Annotated in this window: 17 protein-coding genes; 8 read left to right on the forward strand and 9 right to left on the reverse strand. The window is 67.7% G+C overall.

Features of this window, described 5'->3' with window-relative positions:
- The coding region (locus GZ997_RS06525) for a pyrophosphate--fructose-6-phosphate 1-phosphotransferase (RefSeq protein WP_162679314.1) at positions 1–1,132 on the reverse strand (1,132 nt) is incomplete at its 3' end.
- Positions 1,133–1,349: 217 nt separating this feature from the next.
- On the opposite strand from GZ997_RS06525, the gene GZ997_RS06530 reads away from it, so the two are divergent.
- Both GZ997_RS06530 and GZ997_RS06535 read left to right on the forward strand, forming a co-directional pair.
- Positions 1,350–1,811, forward strand: a complete 462-nt coding sequence (locus GZ997_RS06530; RefSeq protein ID WP_202616161.1) for a helix-turn-helix domain-containing protein — start codon at positions 1,350–1,352, stop codon at positions 1,809–1,811.
- On the forward strand, positions 1,808–2,158 hold the full coding sequence (locus tag GZ997_RS06535; protein ID WP_161924232.1) for a HepT-like ribonuclease domain-containing protein: 351 nt from the start codon (positions 1,808–1,810) through the stop codon (positions 2,156–2,158). Before GZ997_RS06530 ends, GZ997_RS06535 begins: the two co-directional genes overlap by 4 nt.
- Before the next feature lie 210 nt (positions 2,159–2,368).
- Here the strand turns inward: GZ997_RS06535 and GZ997_RS06540 are convergent, their stop codons facing one another.
- A complete protein-coding gene (locus GZ997_RS06540; protein ID WP_237564068.1) occupies positions 2,369–2,629 on the reverse strand; it encodes a type II toxin-antitoxin system RelE/ParE family toxin in 261 nt (86 codons plus the stop codon).
- Between the two features lie 4 nt (positions 2,630–2,633).
- Positions 2,634–2,915, reverse strand: a complete 282-nt coding sequence (locus GZ997_RS06545; RefSeq protein ID WP_202616162.1) for a type II toxin-antitoxin system Phd/YefM family antitoxin — start codon at positions 2,913–2,915, stop codon at positions 2,634–2,636.
- 79 nt (positions 2,916–2,994) lie between these two features.
- Here GZ997_RS06545 and GZ997_RS06550 point away from each other — a divergent pair, with 79 nt between their 5' ends.
- Together GZ997_RS06550 and GZ997_RS06555 are read left to right on the forward strand one after the other, a co-directional pair.
- Positions 2,995–3,603, forward strand: a complete 609-nt coding sequence (locus tag GZ997_RS06550) for a TetR/AcrR family transcriptional regulator (protein ID WP_203234061.1) — start codon at positions 2,995–2,997, stop codon at positions 3,601–3,603.
- Between the two features lie 32 nt (positions 3,604–3,635).
- Positions 3,636–4,571: an MFS transporter gene (locus GZ997_RS06555; protein ID WP_162679316.1), complete on the forward strand. Its 936-nt coding sequence runs from the start codon at positions 3,636–3,638 to the stop codon at positions 4,569–4,571.
- A 148-nt stretch (positions 4,572–4,719) separates the two neighbouring features.
- Here the strand turns inward: GZ997_RS06555 and GZ997_RS06560 are convergent, their stop codons facing one another.
- On the reverse strand, positions 4,720–5,637 hold the full coding sequence (locus GZ997_RS06560; RefSeq protein WP_161924235.1) for a lysophospholipid acyltransferase family protein: 918 nt from the start codon (positions 5,635–5,637) through the stop codon (positions 4,720–4,722).
- 109 nt (positions 5,638–5,746) lie between these two features.
- Here GZ997_RS06560 and GZ997_RS06565 point away from each other — a divergent pair, with 109 nt between their 5' ends.
- Complete coding sequence (locus tag GZ997_RS06565; RefSeq protein ID WP_272927745.1) at positions 5,747–7,510, forward strand: DEDD exonuclease domain-containing protein; 1,764 nt, start codon at positions 5,747–5,749, stop codon at positions 7,508–7,510.
- 50 nt (positions 7,511–7,560) lie between these two features.
- Here the strand turns inward: GZ997_RS06565 and GZ997_RS06570 are convergent, their stop codons facing one another.
- Positions 7,561–8,004 carry a hypothetical protein gene (locus GZ997_RS06570; protein WP_161924236.1) on the reverse strand — a complete coding sequence of 148 codons (444 nt, stop codon included), beginning with the start codon at positions 8,002–8,004 and terminating at the stop codon, positions 7,561–7,563.
- A gap of 185 nt (positions 8,005–8,189) precedes the next feature.
- On the opposite strand from GZ997_RS06570, the gene GZ997_RS06575 reads away from it, so the two are divergent.
- Positions 8,190–8,837, forward strand: a complete 648-nt coding sequence (locus GZ997_RS06575; RefSeq protein WP_162679317.1) for a superoxide dismutase — start codon at positions 8,190–8,192, stop codon at positions 8,835–8,837.
- 126 nt (positions 8,838–8,963) lie between these two features.
- Here the strand turns inward: GZ997_RS06575 and GZ997_RS06580 are convergent, their stop codons facing one another.
- From GZ997_RS06580 to GZ997_RS06595, 4 genes are all read right to left on the reverse strand, one after another.
- Entirely contained in the window at positions 8,964–9,968 is a 1,005-nt protein-coding gene (locus tag GZ997_RS06580) for an FKBP-type peptidyl-prolyl cis-trans isomerase (protein ID WP_162679318.1), read from the reverse strand.
- A gap of 138 nt (positions 9,969–10,106) precedes the next feature.
- Positions 10,107–10,508, reverse strand: coding sequence for an iron-sulfur cluster assembly accessory protein (locus GZ997_RS06585; RefSeq protein ID WP_161924239.1), 402 nt, complete (start codon positions 10,506–10,508; stop codon positions 10,107–10,109).
- Between the two features lie 136 nt (positions 10,509–10,644).
- Positions 10,645–12,312: an ABC-F family ATP-binding cassette domain-containing protein gene (locus GZ997_RS06590; protein WP_161924240.1), complete on the reverse strand. Its 1,668-nt coding sequence runs from the start codon at positions 12,310–12,312 to the stop codon at positions 10,645–10,647.
- Between the two features lie 107 nt (positions 12,313–12,419).
- Positions 12,420–13,139 carry a hypothetical protein gene (locus GZ997_RS06595; RefSeq protein ID WP_238994321.1) on the reverse strand — a complete coding sequence of 240 codons (720 nt, stop codon included), beginning with the start codon at positions 13,137–13,139 and terminating at the stop codon, positions 12,420–12,422.
- Here GZ997_RS06595 and GZ997_RS06600 point away from each other — a divergent pair.
- Entirely contained in the window at positions 13,138–13,488 is a 351-nt protein-coding gene (locus GZ997_RS06600) for a hypothetical protein (protein WP_162679319.1), read from the forward strand. The genes GZ997_RS06595 and GZ997_RS06600 overlap by 2 nt on opposite strands.
- Before the next feature lie 69 nt (positions 13,489–13,557).
- Positions 13,558–15,609 (forward strand): glucose PTS transporter subunit IIA, encoded by a 2,052-nt coding sequence (locus GZ997_RS06605; RefSeq protein WP_162679320.1) that lies wholly within the window; start codon positions 13,558–13,560, stop codon positions 15,607–15,609.
- Positions 15,610–15,677 lie beyond the last annotated feature (68 nt).

Raw genomic sequence — 15,677 nt, forward strand, 5'->3', positions numbered from 1 at the left:
CGGCGATGCGGTCGAAGGCGATGGCACCGAGCTGGTCGCCGTTCTCCTCGTCCTGGCCGATGACGCCGGGCTCGCCCCGCAGGGCGCAGTCGACGGCAAGGTCACACATCTGCTTGATCAGGGCCAGGTCCTCCTCGTTGGCGGCGGAGGCGCGCGAGTAGTAGCCGGACTTCTGCACCATTACCTTCTCGGCACCGATCTTCTCGGCGAACTGGCGGGCGAACCACTGGCCGGGGTTAATGGTGTCGAGCTTGACGTGGCCGAAGGGGTCGCGCTGGACCTCCTCGCCCCTGGCCTCCATCTCCGCGATGATCTCGGGAACGCCGGCGCCCTCGGACAGGAAGATGTTCACGTTGCCCTGCTCGTCCATGATGGCCTTGAGGCGCTCGGCCTCGGCGGAAATGTCCAGCTTGGCCTCCGGCACGAACACGGCGTGCACGTCCCAGCGCTCCTGGGTCAGTCCCAGGGAGGGCGCCCACTGACGGTCCTTGAGCAGCTCGTGGTAGCGGCGGGCCGTCTCGGCGGTGAGGTAGCCGCAGTTGCGGCCCATGCACTCGTGCACGATCAGCATGCGCGGGTTGGAGCGGTGCTCGCCGATCACGTTGAGGGCGAAGCCGGCGCCCTGCTCGGCCGCGGTCCAGGCGCCCAGCGACTGGCGGATCGGGACGACGTCATTGTCGATGGTCTTGGGCAGGCCGACGACGGTGAGGTCGTAGTCGTGCTCGTGCAGGTATGCGGCCAGGTCCGCGGCGGTGGTGTTGGTGTCGTCGCCGCCAATGGTGTGCAGCACGTCGACGCCGTCCTCACGCAGCCGCTCGGCGGCGAAGGCGAGCGGGTCCACGCCCTCCTTGACCAGGCCGCGCTCGACGAGGTTCTTGGCGTTGGTGAGCTTCACGCGGGAGTTGCCGATCGGGGAGCCGCCGTACTGGCGCAGCACGCCGGCGTTCTTGCGGCCCTCGTCGTCGATGACGACGTAGTTACCGGTGAGCAGGCCGTGGTATCCGTACTGGTAGGCGATGATCTCGACGTCGGGGGCGACCTCGGTGTAGCGCTCGATGAGGTCGCCGACGGCGGCGGACAGACAGGGGGCGAAGCCGCCCGCGGTGAGGAGGGCGACGCGACGGATCGACATCGGAAACCTTTCGTCGGTGGTGGGGCTTATCGCGGCCATACTACCGGGACGCCGCCGCTGTGCGGCCAGATGCCTCACCCCAACCTCACCCCTCGCCGAGACCGGCACTCGTCGCGCACTGAGACCGGCACCAGTGACGCGCCGAGAGGCATCGATGCAGGCCGGGCTGCAGCATGGCGGACACACTCGGCGATCACACATGCGTTATCATGGGTGGGTGACACAGCGCACCGAACGTGAGTGGATCCGTTTCCGTCGGCACGCGGCGGGGCTGAGCCAACGTGAACTCGCGGATCGCACCGGTGTCAGCCAACCACTCATTGCAGCCATTGAGTCCGGCGCGCGTCGCGCATCCCGGAGCACGCTGCAGCGGCTGACACAGGCATTGCAGGTGCGTCCTTCAGATCTCCTGCACGCTGCACGCCAGGACGTCATCGAGTTGGCCGCTGCACATGGATGCCAAGTCATCGGAGTCTTCGGCTCCGTTGCCAGCGGCACGGATCGCCAGGACTCTGACATCGATCTGATAGTCCGTTTCCCTGAACACGCGGACATCCTCGACCTGTTGGAGCTTGAGGAAGAGCTGTCGGATCTACTGACGGTGCCCGTCGACGTGATCTCGGCCAGCAGCGGCTCAGTCGCGATGTCCGGGACTTCCCTAGAACCGGTACGGATATGAGCACTACATCACCGTCCGCGGACCGAACAGAACGACGACTCGCGGATCTGAGACGTTTCGGAGACGAGGCCGCCTTCATCGTCAGCCACGGCTTCGACGCATACGCAGCAGACTCGATGGAAGGAGCGCTGCTGCGTAATGCCGGTGAACGGGTGCTAATCAAGGTTGCCACCGTCGTCGAGAAACTACCCCGGGAGTACAAGGAACAGTTCCCCGACGTCGACTGGGTCGGGATCATGCGCATGCGCAACCTGGTCGCGCACCACTACGACAAGGTCAACGACGACCTGATGTTCCGTGCACTCGAAGTCCGCATCCCCGGTCTGCTAACCGCGCTCGGACTGTAATTGGGCTCGGTGTACTACTGTCCGGATTCGGCATGAACGGCGTCGACCGACCAAGAACTACCCAAAGATACCGCATGTTTCCAACGTTCCTGAAAACACAGACCGGCGCGTCAGCCCCGTTCGTGCCGATCTTGGACATTCTGCGCGCTACGCGGGACTCGAAGGCCGATGCACACGGGGGGGCGACACCGACGCGCCGTCGTCGCCCCGTCAACGGTAGCCGTCGCTGCGATGGTCAACGGTAACCACCACAACCCGGCGTGCGTCATCATCAATTCTGTAGATGATGCGGTAGTCGCCCCGTCGGGCACTGTGGAGCCCGGCCAGCTCAAAGCGCAAAGGCTTTCCGACGCGATACGGATTGTCTCGCAATGGTCCGTAAAGAAACTCGACGACTGCGGTGACGACCTTCTCCGGATGCGAGCGCAGGTCGCGCTTAGCACGTGCCGCAAGTGCGATCGCGTAGGGCACGGACTCACCCCTTCGGGGAGTCGAGCAACTCGTCCTTGCTGAGCACCTCCACCCGCTGAGCACCCAAATCATCCACTCCTGCACGGATCCGCTCGATTAGCGCGGGGCGGCTGAGGATGCCGAGCGTCTCCTCGAGTGACTCCAGGTCATCTGCAGAGATGACGACTGCCGCGGGGCGCCCGTGCCGGGTGATCGTTACGCGGCTGTGCTCCCGCTCCACCTGGCCGACGACCTCGGAAAGGTGGTTCTTCACATCGCGCAACGGCATGACAGCGTCGACCGACATGGCAACAATTGTAGGCGTACACGACTCATGCGCCGCATGGACGCTTGACGAAGTTATACATACAGGCTTGTCTGTAAGCATGCGTCGCACCGCCGCCGAGGCCGCCGAGACCCGCCAAGCCATCATCCGCTCCGCCTTGCACCGCTTCGCGAAGGACGGTTGGGAGGCCTGCTCGCTGGTGGAGGTGGCCCGCGGCGCCGACGTAACTCGAGGCGCCGTCTACCACCACTTCACCGGCAAGCGGGAGTTGCTGGACGCCGCCCTGTCCGAGCAATGGCACAGCCAGGGTGAGGCACTTCTCGCGGCGCTCGACGCCTCCACGGCACCAGAGGTGCGGCTAACGGCATTCCTGGCGGACTACCTGCGCAGGCTTCGCGGGGACACAGCCTTCCGCGAACTCGCCGTCGTCACCGTTCTCGTAGCGCCGCAGGCACCGGCGGTCAAGTCCGGACTGGAGCAGAAGACGGCGGCCCTCGCGCAGTGGTCGGCGCTGCTCATCCGGGTCCTGACCGAGTGCGAGGAGCGGCTGCGCGCTCCGCTCGACATCGCCCGTTTCAACATCGCGTCATTCCTGTACGGCGCCACGCTTACCGCGGCGCTCACGCCGGAGGACCTCCCCGCATCAGGGTGCTGCGAGGCGACGGCGCGTGCCCTCGTCGCGGGCCTGATCACCGTCGAATCGCCCTGACACCGAAGAATGACACCGAAGAAGGAGTGGGCATGCATCCATCGTCCACCGAAGCCGCCACCAATCCGCACGTGGCCGTAACAGTGGCCTGCGTCGCCCTGTTCACCGACATGCTCGTCTACGGGATTCTCATCCCGGTGCTCCCTCTGCTTCCCGCCGTGGCCGAGGCCGGCGCCTCGGCAACCGGTCTGCTCTTCGCCGCCTATGCCGCCGCACTGGTGATAGTCACTCCACTCGCTGGTCGAGTCGTGGACAGGCACGGCCCCCGCGGACCGCTGCTAGTTGCTGTGGTGGGCCTGGCGTGCGCGTGTCTGCTGTTCACCATCGGTGGTCCCTACTGGTTGCTTCTAACGGCCCGCACGCTCCAGGGAGCCGCCGCCGGATTGAGCTGGGTGGCCGGACTGTCCCTGATCGCCGGGACCGTACCTCTGCGGCAACGCGGGACCTATCTCGGACTGGCGATGAGCATGGTTTCGGTTGGCGTGTTGGCGGGACCTCCCCTGGCGGGCTGGTTGGCTAGGTTCGGAGGGCATTCGGCACCCTTCCTCTGTGCGATCGTGCTTCTGGCGATCGACGGCGGGCTGCGAGTCGCCTTCGTCCGTCCGACCCCGCCGCCCGACGACGATCCCGCCACCGCGATGGACGTGTTGCGAACACCAGGATGTCGGCCAGTAGTTGCGCTGATTCTCTTCGGTGCCGCCGCCGCGGCTGTGGGCCTGGTTCTGGTGGGAATCGGCCCGAACTACCCGGTAATCATCGCCGGACTCATGTGTCTGGGTGTCGCAATTGCCCTCCTGGTCGTACCGGCAGGTGCACTAATAGGCGTTCAGGGAGCCATAGCCACACCGCCGACTATCGGCGGCGCCTACTCCCTCTACAACCTGGCTTACGCGGGCGGCCTGGTCCTGGGGCCCGCCGCCACGATACTCGCCCGGTTGCCAAGCAGGTTCGCGGTCATGCCCGGGTGAAACTGTCCGGATTCGGCATGAACGGCGTCGGGCGACCAAGAACCACCCGAAGAAACCGCATGATTCCAACGTTCCTGAAAACGCAGACCGGCGCGCCAGCTCCGTTCGTGCCGATCTCGGACATTTCGGTCCCCGGACTGTCAGACTGTCAGTGGTCGTCGGAACGCGACTCGGCATCCGGCGCTACGCCCTCGTCACCCTCAGGCGCCCCCTCGATGTCCTCCACCTCTTCCTCTTCTTCCGCTTCATCCGGCTCCGCCGGCGGCTCGGGGACCTCGACGTCGGGAGCGGGGCGGCCGCCGGGGGCCTCGACGGGCGCGGCGGCCGGCCGCTTGGCGGCCAGCTCTTCAAGCATCTCGTCTACGACCTCCGCGGCCGTCTTCTTCTCCGCGTCCATCGCCTTCTTTACGTCCGCGGCGTACAGGTCCACGTATTCCTGGCCGGACAGGGACATCAGTGCGTACATGATCTCGTCGGTGATGGAGCGCAGCACGAAGCGGTCGTTCTCCAGGCCCTGGTAGCGGGAGAAGTCCAGCGGCTCGCCAACGACGATGCCCACGCGGTGCCGGGTGGAGGGAACCACCTGGCCGATCGGCTGAGCCAGGTTGGAGCCGATCATGGCCACGGGGATCACCGGCGCCCCGGTGGCCAGGGCGACGCGCGCCACCCCGGTCTTGCCCCGGTACAGGCGCCCATCAGGGCTGCGGGTGCCCTCGGGGTAGATGCCGAACAGCTCGCCCGAGCGCAGTCGGTCGATCCCGGCCTGCAGGGCCGCCATGGACGCTTTGCCCCCGGAGCGGTCCACGGGAATGGTGCCGACGGCGGTCATGAAGTTCTTCACGGCCCAGCCCTTGATGCCCTTGCCGGTGAAGTAGTCGGACTTGCCGATGAAGGCGACCTCGCGGTCCATCAGCAGCGGCAGGAAGAAGGAATCGATAACCGCCAGGTGGTTGGAGGCCAGGATGGCGGGGCCCTCGGCGGGGATGTTCTCCTCGCCGCGGATCCACGGCTGGTACAGCATCTCCATGGCCGGGCCGACGGCGGCCTTGATACCTCGGTACCCCATGTGGGACCTCCTGTGCTGCGGCGGGCGGGAAGTCGCCGGGCCGTCCGGGTTACGCCCGCCGGGCGTGTCCGCGGCTGGATCGGCTGCTCACAAAGTCTAGCCTCGCGCTGTGCCCTTCGATGCGCTCTCGCCCCAACCGTCCCACGCCACAGGCGCCGTACGGCTTCCGGGCGTCTGGCGGGCGGAGGATGAAACCCGCCCGGTACAGGCGTCTTTCGCGGATATGGGCACCGCGCTGCGCGATGTCACCTTCGTAGTCGTCGATCTGGAGACCACCGGGGGCGGGCCGGGCGCGCACGCCATCACCGAGATCGGCGCTGTAAGGGTTCGCGGCGGCGCGGTCGATTCGGAATTCTCCACGCTCGTAAATCCGGGCGCCGCCATTCCCGCCCAGATCACCGTCCTGACCGGTATTACCAACGCCATGGTGGCGGATGCGCCTCCAGTAGCCCAGGCGGTGGCCGCCTTCCTGCAGTGGGCGCGCCTAGGCGACCGTGCGACGGTGGCGGTGGCGCACAATGCCCGCTTCGACCTCGGCCACCTGCGTGGGGCCGCCCGCACCCTCGGCCTGGACTGGCAGGAACCACTGATACTGGACACCCTGGCGCTAGCCCGCCGGGCCTGGGACCGCTCCCAAGTAACCAACCACAAGCTGGGCACGCTCGCCGCCTTCGTAGGCTCACCGACGTCTCCCACGCATCGCGCCCTGGACGATGCACGTGCGACCGTGGATGTGCTGCACGCCTGCCTGGAGGCGCTGGCGCCGCAGGGCATCACCCATCTAGAGGACCTGGCCACCGCGACTGATCCCGTACCCGCATCCCGACGGGTCAAGAGCCGCCTGGCCGACGGCCTGCCCGCCGCTCCTGGGGTCTACCAGTTCCTCTCCCCCGCCGGCCAGGTGCTTTACGTGGGCAGCGCCGTGAACCTCCGCCGCCGGGTGCGCTCTTACTTCACGGCCGCGGAGAAGCGCACCAAGGTGGCACGCATGCTGGACACGGCCGTGGCGGTGCGGGCGATCGAGACACCCACCGAGATCGAGGCGCGTGTGCGGGAGCTGCGGCTCATTGCCGAGCTGGATCCGCCGGTCAACCGCCGCTCCCGGGCCCCGCAGCGCCGGCCCTGGCTGCACCTGGTCGACTCCCCGAACCCACATCTGGCGCTGACTGCCGCGCTGCCGCTGTCGGAGGCGGGCCACGCCATTGGCCCGTTCCCGTCCCGAAAGGCGGGTTTGGAGGCGCAGCGGGCCGCCGAATCCGTGCTGCGCCTGGAGGTCTGGGACGGACACAGTGTCCGCGCGGTGCGCCGCGCGGACACCCCGGCCGACGCCGACACGGCGCTGCAGGCCCTTTCCGGCGAGGTCGACCTGGTGGCCGGCCCGCTGCTGGCGCGGATAGCGGAGCTGTCGGACGAGGAGCGCTACGAGGAGGCGGGACTGTGGACGCGGCGGCTGCGGGCGCTGCTGTTGGGAGCGTGCCGGGCGGAGAAGGTACGCCCACTACTGGCTTGTCCGCATCTGATGGCGGCCCGACGACGCGACCGCGGCGGCTGGGAGCTGGTGGATGTGCGCTGGGGGCGCCTGGCGGGCTCGGCAGTCACGGCCCCGGGCGCGGACCCGCGCCCCACCATCGCCACGCTGCGCGCCGCCGCCCAGGTGGTGGACCGGCCCGCACGGGTGGGGGCGGATACGAGCGTGGAGGAGACGGCGCTGCTGGCCGACTGGGTGCTGGATTCCGGTGCGCGCCTGGTGGAGGTCGGGAACCCCGCCGTCGACGCCGCGAACCAGGACTCCGCAAACGGTGCAGTCGCGGCGCTGGCCTGGCCGGTTGGCGCCGCCGCGCGGCACAGGCGCGTTATTGACGCCGAGTGCTGAGGCACGACGTCGGCCGGCAGCGCGCCCACGGCGCGGCAGCGACAGCCGGGTCAGCCGGCGGGAGCGACGGAGCCGCGGCGGGCGCGCAGAGCCTTAGCGACACCTTCCTGCAGGCTAAGCGGGTCCAGGGGGCGCGGCACCACAACCTCAGCCTTGGCCCAGGCAGACAGCCAGTCGTCCTGCGGACGGGCAGTCAGCAGCACCACCGGAGGCCGCTGGTCAAGCTCGGTGAACAGCTCATGCGCCAACCCCATGCCACCGAGCTTCTTCGTCTCGGCATCGAGCACCAGGGCGGCGAAGGGGGCCTGCCCCGCCTTCTGGCGGTCCTTGATGGCCAGGCGAACGCCCTCGGCGGTTGCCGCTTCGGTCCAGGACACGAGCGGCAGCCCCTTGGCGGGCCGACGGCCGACGCCGTCGATCACCTGCCGACGCACAGTGACGTCATCGGAGAAGACGAGGAGGTCGAGGGGTGCGGCTTCTGCCTGGTCGGTCATGCGGTCCTCCAGTGGACGACGGGGCTTTAGCGCTCAGTGTAATAGCGCAACTGGGACACGTCCCACCCTTCTCCACGAACCAATCGCCGTCTACGATGAATCTTGTCTAGGACTTCAGTCTCACTCATGAGTCTGTTGCCTGGCGTGCCACGTGAAACTACGCAACATCCGCAGGAAAAGACCGCATGACTGCAACGACCGACCTCGTCGTCCCGAAGTACACGCTCCCCGAGCTGCCCTATGACTACGCCGCGTTGGAGCCGCACATCTCCGGGCGCATCATGGAGCTGCACCATGACCGCCACCACGCCGCCTACGTGACCGGAGCGAACGCGGCCCTGGAGCAGCTCGCCGCCGCCCGCGCCGACGGCGACTTCGCCGCCATCAACCTGTGGGAGAAGAACCTCGCCTTCAACCTCGGCGGGCACCTGAACCACTCCATCTTCTGGAAGAACCTCTCCCCCAACGGAGGCGACGAGCCCGAGGGCGAGCTGGCGGAGGCCATCAAGGACTCCTTCGGTTCCTTCGCCGCCCTCAAGCAGCAGCTGAACGCAGCCGCGCTGGGTATTCAGGGATCCGGCTGGGCGGTGCTGGCTTACGACTCCCTGTCCGGCAAGCTGGTGACCTTCCAGCTGTTCGACCAGCAGGGCAACGTGCCCGTGGGCACGATCCCGCTGTTCCAGATCGACATGTGGGAGCACGCCTTCTACCTGGACTACCTCAACGTCAAGGCCGACTACCTGGCCGCCATCTGGCAGATCGTCAACTGGGAAGACGTCTCGCAGCGTCTGGCGAATGCCGTTGCCCACGCCGAGGGCCTGATCGTGCGCTGATGCCGCAGCCGCGAACGTGCGGCGCCGCGCGCCGCCCGAGGCGAGTGGTCCTCACGGCAAGTGGCCCTCCCCCACCGGCATCCGGTGCGGGAGGGCCACTACGCTCCTGGAGCGCTTGCAGAGCGTCTAGAGAATCGCCGCGATGTCCATGACGAAGGCAGCAGCCACCGTCTCCTGGGACTCCTCACCGGGCATGAGGATCACCACGCGAGAGCCGACCGGTACATCGATCAGAGAGCCGAAGGGCGAATTCGCAGAGATGACCATGTCCTGCGCGGCACCGTTCTCCCAGGATGACTGGTGCAGCTCCGGGTCATCCCAATTGACCGCGGCGACGTGCAGCAGTACGTAGTCACCGTCGGCGACCGGCTCCCCGGTACCACGGGCCAGGACGAAAGTCTCCTGCTCGGTAGGTGCCGCAGCGCCGTCGGCCACCGAAATGGTGGCCGCAGCACCGAGGTCACCCGAGACTGTGACGCCGCGATCCGCTAGCGACTGCTCCACTTGGGCGTCCGCGGCCGCGTCCTTCGACGCCGTCGCGGCGGACTCTGCTGTTCCCGCAACCTCAGAGGTAGCCACCGCATGCTTGATCTCCACGACGAATACCAGGGGCCCTGACGGCAAGTTCGGCGTTGCCGCCGGCTGGCCGTAAGCCAGTTCGGGCGGAATCGCCAGCTCCAGGTGATCACCGACGTGGCGTCCGGCCAGGCCGCAAGTCCACCCGGGAATTACTCCTTGCAGGTTGAAGGGCGTTGCCTCCCCCCGCGCGTAGGAGGAGTCGAAGACTTCAGTGGCGCCCCACTCCCAGCCGGCGTAGTCGGCGACGACGATCGACTCCTCGGTCACCTCGGCGCCGTCGCCTTCCGCCAGGGTCTTAACGGTCAGGTTCCTCGGCGCTTCTCCCTCGCCCCAGGTGACGGTGGGCTCGGCGCCGTCCTCACCGTCAAGGTTGGGCAGTGATGCCGCGTCGTCGTCGATTGTCAGCGTGGAGCAGTCGACGGCGCTCAGCGGGGTGATGGTGGCCTCGGCCGACGCAGAGGCGCTGGCGTCCCCGGGCGAGTCGGAGCAGCCCGCCAGGGCCAGGCAGGCGGTAAGTGCGAGTGTGGGCAGGATAGTTGCGGCACGGCGCAATTGGAATCTCCTCGAATACTTGCGAACAGCGACGGGGTGAGGCAGAAGACGTGCGTCCGCTGCGCCACCCCGGCGCTGAACGGCGCCGACCGCAGTGGTCGGCTGCACGTGGGGCAGAGTATTCGGCGCCCGGTGCGCTCAGTGGAAGGACTCGCCGCAGGCGCAAGTGCCAACCGCGTTGGGGTTGTCGATAGTGAAGCCCTGCTTCTCGATCGTGTCGGAGAAGTCGATGGTGGCGCCGTTCAGGTACGGCACACTCATGCGGTCCACGACCACGTCCACCGACGCGAGCTCGGCGTCACCGGTGGCGAAGGAGCGGATGGCATCGCCGTCGAGCAGGCGCTCATCGAAGTAGAGCTGGTAGACGAGCCCGGAGCAGCCACCGGGCTGCACGGCCAGGCGCAGGCGCAGGTCGTCGCGCCCCTCCTGGGTCAGCAGGCCGGCGACCTTGGCGGCGGCGGCCTCGGTGAGCAGCACCTCATGCGTGGGGGCGTCGGTGGTGGTGACGCTGGAAGCGTCGGTCAGGGTTGTCTGAGCCATGTCGGTCTCCTCCTTAGGTGTGCCTTGCACCGGGGCGAACACGCCGACGGTCCGAGATGTTCCCCTCACCCTACGTCGGCTCGCATGGTGAACAGGAGTAGCGGCCACCGTGATGGCACTCACCGTCGCGCGAAGGTCATGCGAGCGTGACCAGCTCCAGGTAGTCATCGCTCCACAGGTCCTCGTCCCCGTCGGGCAGCAGCAGGACCCGATCCGGGTTGAGCGCCTTCACGGCGCCCTCGTCGTGCGTCACCAGCACGACGGCGCCGCCGAAGGTGCCCAGGGCGCGCAGGATCTCCTCCCTGCTGGCGGGATCGAGGTTGTTGGTCGGCTCATCCAGGAGCAGCACGTTGGCGCTGGAGACCACCAGCAGCGCCAGGGCCAGGCGGGTCTTCTCACCGCCGGAAAGTACCCGCGCCGGCTTGTCGGCATCGGCGCCGGAGAACAGGAACGAGCCCAGTACGCTGCGCACCTCGGTGTCATTCAGGCCGGGCGCGGCGCTGCGCAGGTTCTCCACCACCGTACGCGAGTCGTCAATCGTCTCATGCTCCTGCGCGTAGTAGCCGAGCTTCAGCCCGGTCCCGGCCTGCACCTGCCCGGAGTCGGGCGCCTCGGTGCCCGCCAGTAGCCGCAGCAGCGTGGTCTTACCTGCGCCGTTGAGCCCCAGCACCACCACACGGCTGCCGCGGTCGATGGCCAGGTCGACGCCTGCGAACACCTCCAGCGAGCCGTATGCCTTGGACAGGCCGACGGCGCGCAGCGGCACCTTGCCGCAGGGGGCGGGGTCGGGGAAGCGCAGATCGGCGACCCTCTCCTGGGCGCGCTCGGCCTCCAGACCCTCCATAAGCCGGTCGGCCCGCTTGAGCATTTGCTGGGCGGCCACGGCCTTGGTGGCCTTGGCCCGCATCTTCTCGCCCTGGGCGCGCAGTGCCGCCGCCTTCTTCTCGGCGTTGGCGCGCTCACGCCGACGCCGGTGCTCGTCGTCGGCGCGCTGCTTGAGGTAGGCGTCCCAGCCCATGTGGTAGACGTCCAGGACGCCGCGGCTGGCGTCCAGGTACATGACCTGATTAACGGTGTCGCGCAGCAGCTCGACGTCGTGGCTGATGACGATGAAGCCGCCTGCGTAGGTACGCAGGTGATCGCGCAGCCACAGGATCGAGTCGTGGTCCAAGTGGTTGGTGGGCTCGTCCAGCAGCAGCGTGTCCGGCTGCTGGAACAGTACCCGGGCGAGTTCCACACGACGGCGCTGGCCGCCGGAGAGCGTTCCAATCGGCTGCTCGAGAACCCGTTCGGGCAGACCCAGGGAGGCGCAGATGCGGGCGGCCTCGCTGGCGGCGGCATAGCCGCCGGCCATAGTGAACTCGTGGTCGAGCCGGGTGTATCGGTCCAGTGCCTTGGCCTGGGCGTTCCCGCTGGTGGCGGCAATCTTCTGCTCGGCCCGGCGGATGCGGGCCAGCAGCGCGTCGATGCCGCGGGCGGACAGGACCCGGTCACGCGTAATCTCATTCAAGTCACCTACGCGGGTGTCCTGCGGCAGGTAGCCGACCGATCCGTTGCAGGTGATCAGACCCTCTTGCTCCACCGCCTCCAGCCCGTGGCGCTCGTCGGCGTCGGCAACCGCCTGGCTGGTTCCCTGCGCCACTGACGCAGCCGCCAGCAACTTGGTCATCGTGGTCTTACCCGCCCCATTGCGTCCCACCAGCCCAATACGCATGCCCTTGTCCACCCGGAAGGAGGCACCGGAGACAAGCTGACGTGCACCGATGCGCATGGCGAGGTCCTGGACGTTGATCACGATGCGCATGCTACGGGCTTCCGGCCGTACCGCCCGCCCCAGCGGGCGGTACGGCCGACCCGGTTGTCCATCACATCCGCCCTAGACGGCTACGGGCCGAGCCGCCGCAGAAAGGGTCAGTCCCACCACAGCCAGGTGCCCAGCGGGCCGTGGGTCCAGTGGCGCCGCAGCGGCTTGAACTCGTCTGGGGCGCCGCGCGAGTCCAGCTCATAGCGTTCAGCCACGTGGCGCCACACCTCCTGCAGGCCAAGCGCCACCAGCGCCTCCAGCTCCTCCTCGTCATAGGGGTCCCGGTCCTCGCAGGCGCAGTAGCAGTCATCGCCGTCAGGATCACTACCTTCCACGATGGCCCTGACGAGCTCCTCAAGCAGGTCGGGGTCCTCGATCCACATGCCCTCGACGCTGACGCGCTCGTCCTGGCGCTGCGGACCAATGGCATAACCCGATAGTCGTACTCGCCCGTCTGCACGCGCACAGGCGCGCAGCAGGGCACCCAGGGTCGGGCCGAGATTCTGCCGGTCACGCAGCTGCTCGCCGGGCAGGATCTCTAGCAGACGCCGGGCAGTGGCGGGGCCGAGGTCGTGGAAGGGCGTGTAGTCGTCCTCCGGGGTGCCGTCTGCGGTGATCAGCCCTGCGGGGGCGAAGCCGAACTGCGCAGGAATCACCGTTGAGCGCAATTCGTCACGGCAGTCAGCCAGTGCGTGCCATACTCCGGCGCGCACCGTCCACCCGCGGGGTCCGTACAGGCCCTCATCCGGGCCCGTTTCCGGACCGGGAGGCAGGGATGTGCTGCTGCTTGCGGGCGCGTCGGTCGGACTGGGCGGAAGCGGGGTCATGACGGTCTCCTCCGATTGTGGTGCCGGCGTAATGCGCGCGCTGCGGTACCAGGAGGAAGGACTGGCGGCCACGCCGGCGGGTTGGTGTGACGACGTCTTCGCCGTCAGTCCCAGCCTGCGACGACTCCGAACCGTCCCGCTGAGCACCTGTGAACGCGGCTCAAGCGGTATGCGCTCAGTAAAGGCAGTGGATTTCGGCACTTGTACCGCCCCGCCCCGCAAGCGGCAGGGCAATACCACGCAGGCCTTCGAAGACGCCGGGCATGTCTCCCCCGAGACGGCGGTCTTGGGCAAGAACATGTCCCGGATCACCGTTCGGCGGGTTACCCTGGCACACAGGGTCCTATAGAACCGGGCCCTTCCAACCCAGCCCGCCTGCGCCCGAAACTGGGCGCCGGCGGCCGACGGTAAGGTCAACATGGCAACAACCACATCCGCTCCAGAAGCGATTCTCGAGGCTGTAGGAGGCCCCGAGAACATCGTCAACCTCACCCACTGCGCAACGCGATTGCGCTTCGAGCTCCAAGACGCCTCCGTGGTCGACAAGGCCACGGTCGAGAAGATTCCCGGCGTGATGGGTGCGGTCCCGCAGGCAGGCGACCGCTACCAGATCGTCATCGGCGGCGCCGTCCAGAGCGTGTACGACGACATCATGAACCTGCCCGCCATGAAGAGCGGCGGCAAGGCGGCACAGTCGAACGCCGACGTCAAGGCTGCCGCCCGCGCAAAGGCGCGCGGCAAGAACGCCTTCGTGGACGCGTTCTTCGAGTACCTGTCCGACTCCTTCCGGCCACTGCTGCCGGTGTTGCTGGGCACCTCGCTGATCATCGCCGGCGAGGCGGTGGCCGAGGCACTCGGCTACATCGACACCCGTGCCGCGGTAAAGCCCGCGTCCCTGGCCTTCGTCGACGCGATGTACCGCTCGGTGTTCTACTTCCTGCCGATCATGGTGGCCTACAACGCCTCCAAGAAGCTCCGGATCGATCCGTGGGTGGGCACCGCCATTATGGCTGCCCTCATCACGCCAAACTTCGTCTATATGTCAGACACGGACCTCACAAGCGGCGTCACCTGCACCGTCAACGAGACACTCGGCACTACTCTATGCACCGCCACCGTGTTCGGACTGCCCATGCAGCTCAACGACTACGGCGGCCAGGTGTTCACGCCATTGATCATGGTGGCGCTCCTGGCTCCGCTGTACAAGGGCCTGACCCGGATCATCTCCCCGAACCTGCAGATGGTGTTCGTGCCCTTCCTGTCCTTCGTGATCATGATGCCGATCACGGCGTTCATCCTCGGCCCCATCGGTATCTGGCTCGGCTCCGCACTGGGCTCGGCCCTGGCCTGGCTGAACAACACCGCCCCGATCGTCTTCGCGATCATCATTCCGCTGTTGTATCCGTTCCTGGTGCCTCTGGGCCTGCACTGGCCACTGAACGCCCTCATGCTGGCCAACATCAACAACCTCGGGTACGACTTCATTCAGGGCCCCATGGGCGCCTGGAACTTCGCCTGCTTCGGCGCCACCGCCGCCGTGCTGGCCATCTCCATCCGCGAGCGGGACAACGAGATGCGACAGACGGCCTTCGGTGCGCTGATCGCGGGTCTGTTCGGCGGCATCTCCGAGCCGAGCCTTTACGGTATCCACCTGCGCTTCAAGCGCATCTACCCGCGCATGCTGGTCGGCTGCGCCGTAGGCGGTCTGGTCATCGGCCTGGGCGGTGGCGTGGACGCCAGCACCTTCGCCTTCACCTCGCTGCTGACCATCCCGGTCTTCTCCCCCATGGGCCTGTACGCAATCGGTATCGCGGCGGCCTTCTTCACCTCCTTCATCATCCTGTTCATCTCCGACTACCGCACGGCTGAGGAGAAGGCGGAGGCCCGCGCGGCCGCCGCCGCGGACGGGTACGTCGAGGCCTCCCCAGAGGAGACCGCCGCCGACCTGGCGCTGGAGGAGGCCGCCAAGGCCCAGGCCGCGCAGCCCAAGCCGGCGCTGGCTGAGGGCGCGGTCACCGAGCTCGTCTCCCCCGTGCGCGGCACCGTGGTGCCGCTCGCCGAGGTCGCCGACCCGGTATTCGCCGGTGGCGCCGTCGGCCAAGGCGTCGGCATCGAGCCCTCCGAGCAGCAGATCGTGGTGACCGCCCCGGCGGCCGGCACCGTGGTGGTGGCGCCGGAGTCCGGGCACGCCTACGGCATCAACCTGGACTCGGGCGTGGAGCTGCTCATCCACGTCGGTCTGGACACGGTCGAGATGGAGGGCAAGGGCTTCGAGGTCCTGGTCAAGCAGGGCGACCGCGTCGAGGCGGGCCAGGAGCTGGTGCGCGTGGACCGGGCCGCCGTTGAGCAGGCCGGGCACCCGCTGACCACCCCGATCCTGATCACCAACACGGCGGCCTTCACCTCCGTGGAGGCGATCGCCTCCGGCGAGGTCGCCCCGGGCGACCCGCTGCTGCGGCTCACCGCTTGATCCGGGCGGTCTACGACCGGTGATCACTGATCCGGCGGCTGGCACCCTTTTACGGGGCGCCAGCCGCC

Source organism: Actinomyces sp. 565, from assembly GCF_010365615.1.
Classification (GTDB): domain Bacteria; phylum Actinomycetota; class Actinomycetes; order Actinomycetales; family Actinomycetaceae; genus Actinomyces.

Coding starts and splice junctions, on each gene's coding strand:
- GZ997_RS06605 (WP_162679320.1), top strand. CDS start 13,558: ATGGCAACAACCACATCCGCTCCAGAAGCGATTCTCGAGGCTGTAGGA.
- GZ997_RS06545 (WP_202616162.1), bottom strand. CDS start 2,915: ATGTCGGTCGACGCTGTCATGCCGTTGCGCGATGTGAAGAACCACCTT.
- GZ997_RS06555 (WP_162679316.1), top strand. CDS start 3,636: ATGCATCCATCGTCCACCGAAGCCGCCACCAATCCGCACGTGGCCGTA.
- GZ997_RS06535 (WP_161924232.1), top strand. CDS start 1,808: ATGAGCACTACATCACCGTCCGCGGACCGAACAGAACGACGACTCGCG.
- GZ997_RS06600 (WP_162679319.1), top strand. CDS start 13,138: ATGACGGTCTCCTCCGATTGTGGTGCCGGCGTAATGCGCGCGCTGCGG.
- GZ997_RS06595 (WP_238994321.1), bottom strand. CDS start 13,139: ATGACCCCGCTTCCGCCCAGTCCGACCGACGCGCCCGCAAGCAGCAGC.
- GZ997_RS06570 (WP_161924236.1), bottom strand. CDS start 8,004: ATGACCGACCAGGCAGAAGCCGCACCCCTCGACCTCCTCGTCTTCTCC.
- GZ997_RS06550 (WP_203234061.1), top strand. CDS start 2,995: ATGCGTCGCACCGCCGCCGAGGCCGCCGAGACCCGCCAAGCCATCATC.
- GZ997_RS06575 (WP_162679317.1), top strand. CDS start 8,190: ATGACTGCAACGACCGACCTCGTCGTCCCGAAGTACACGCTCCCCGAG.
- GZ997_RS06585 (WP_161924239.1), bottom strand. CDS start 10,508: ATGGCTCAGACAACCCTGACCGACGCTTCCAGCGTCACCACCACCGAC.
- GZ997_RS06560 (WP_161924235.1), bottom strand. CDS start 5,637: ATGGGGTACCGAGGTATCAAGGCCGCCGTCGGCCCGGCCATGGAGATG.
- GZ997_RS06590 (WP_161924240.1), bottom strand. CDS start 12,312: ATGCGCATCGTGATCAACGTCCAGGACCTCGCCATGCGCATCGGTGCA.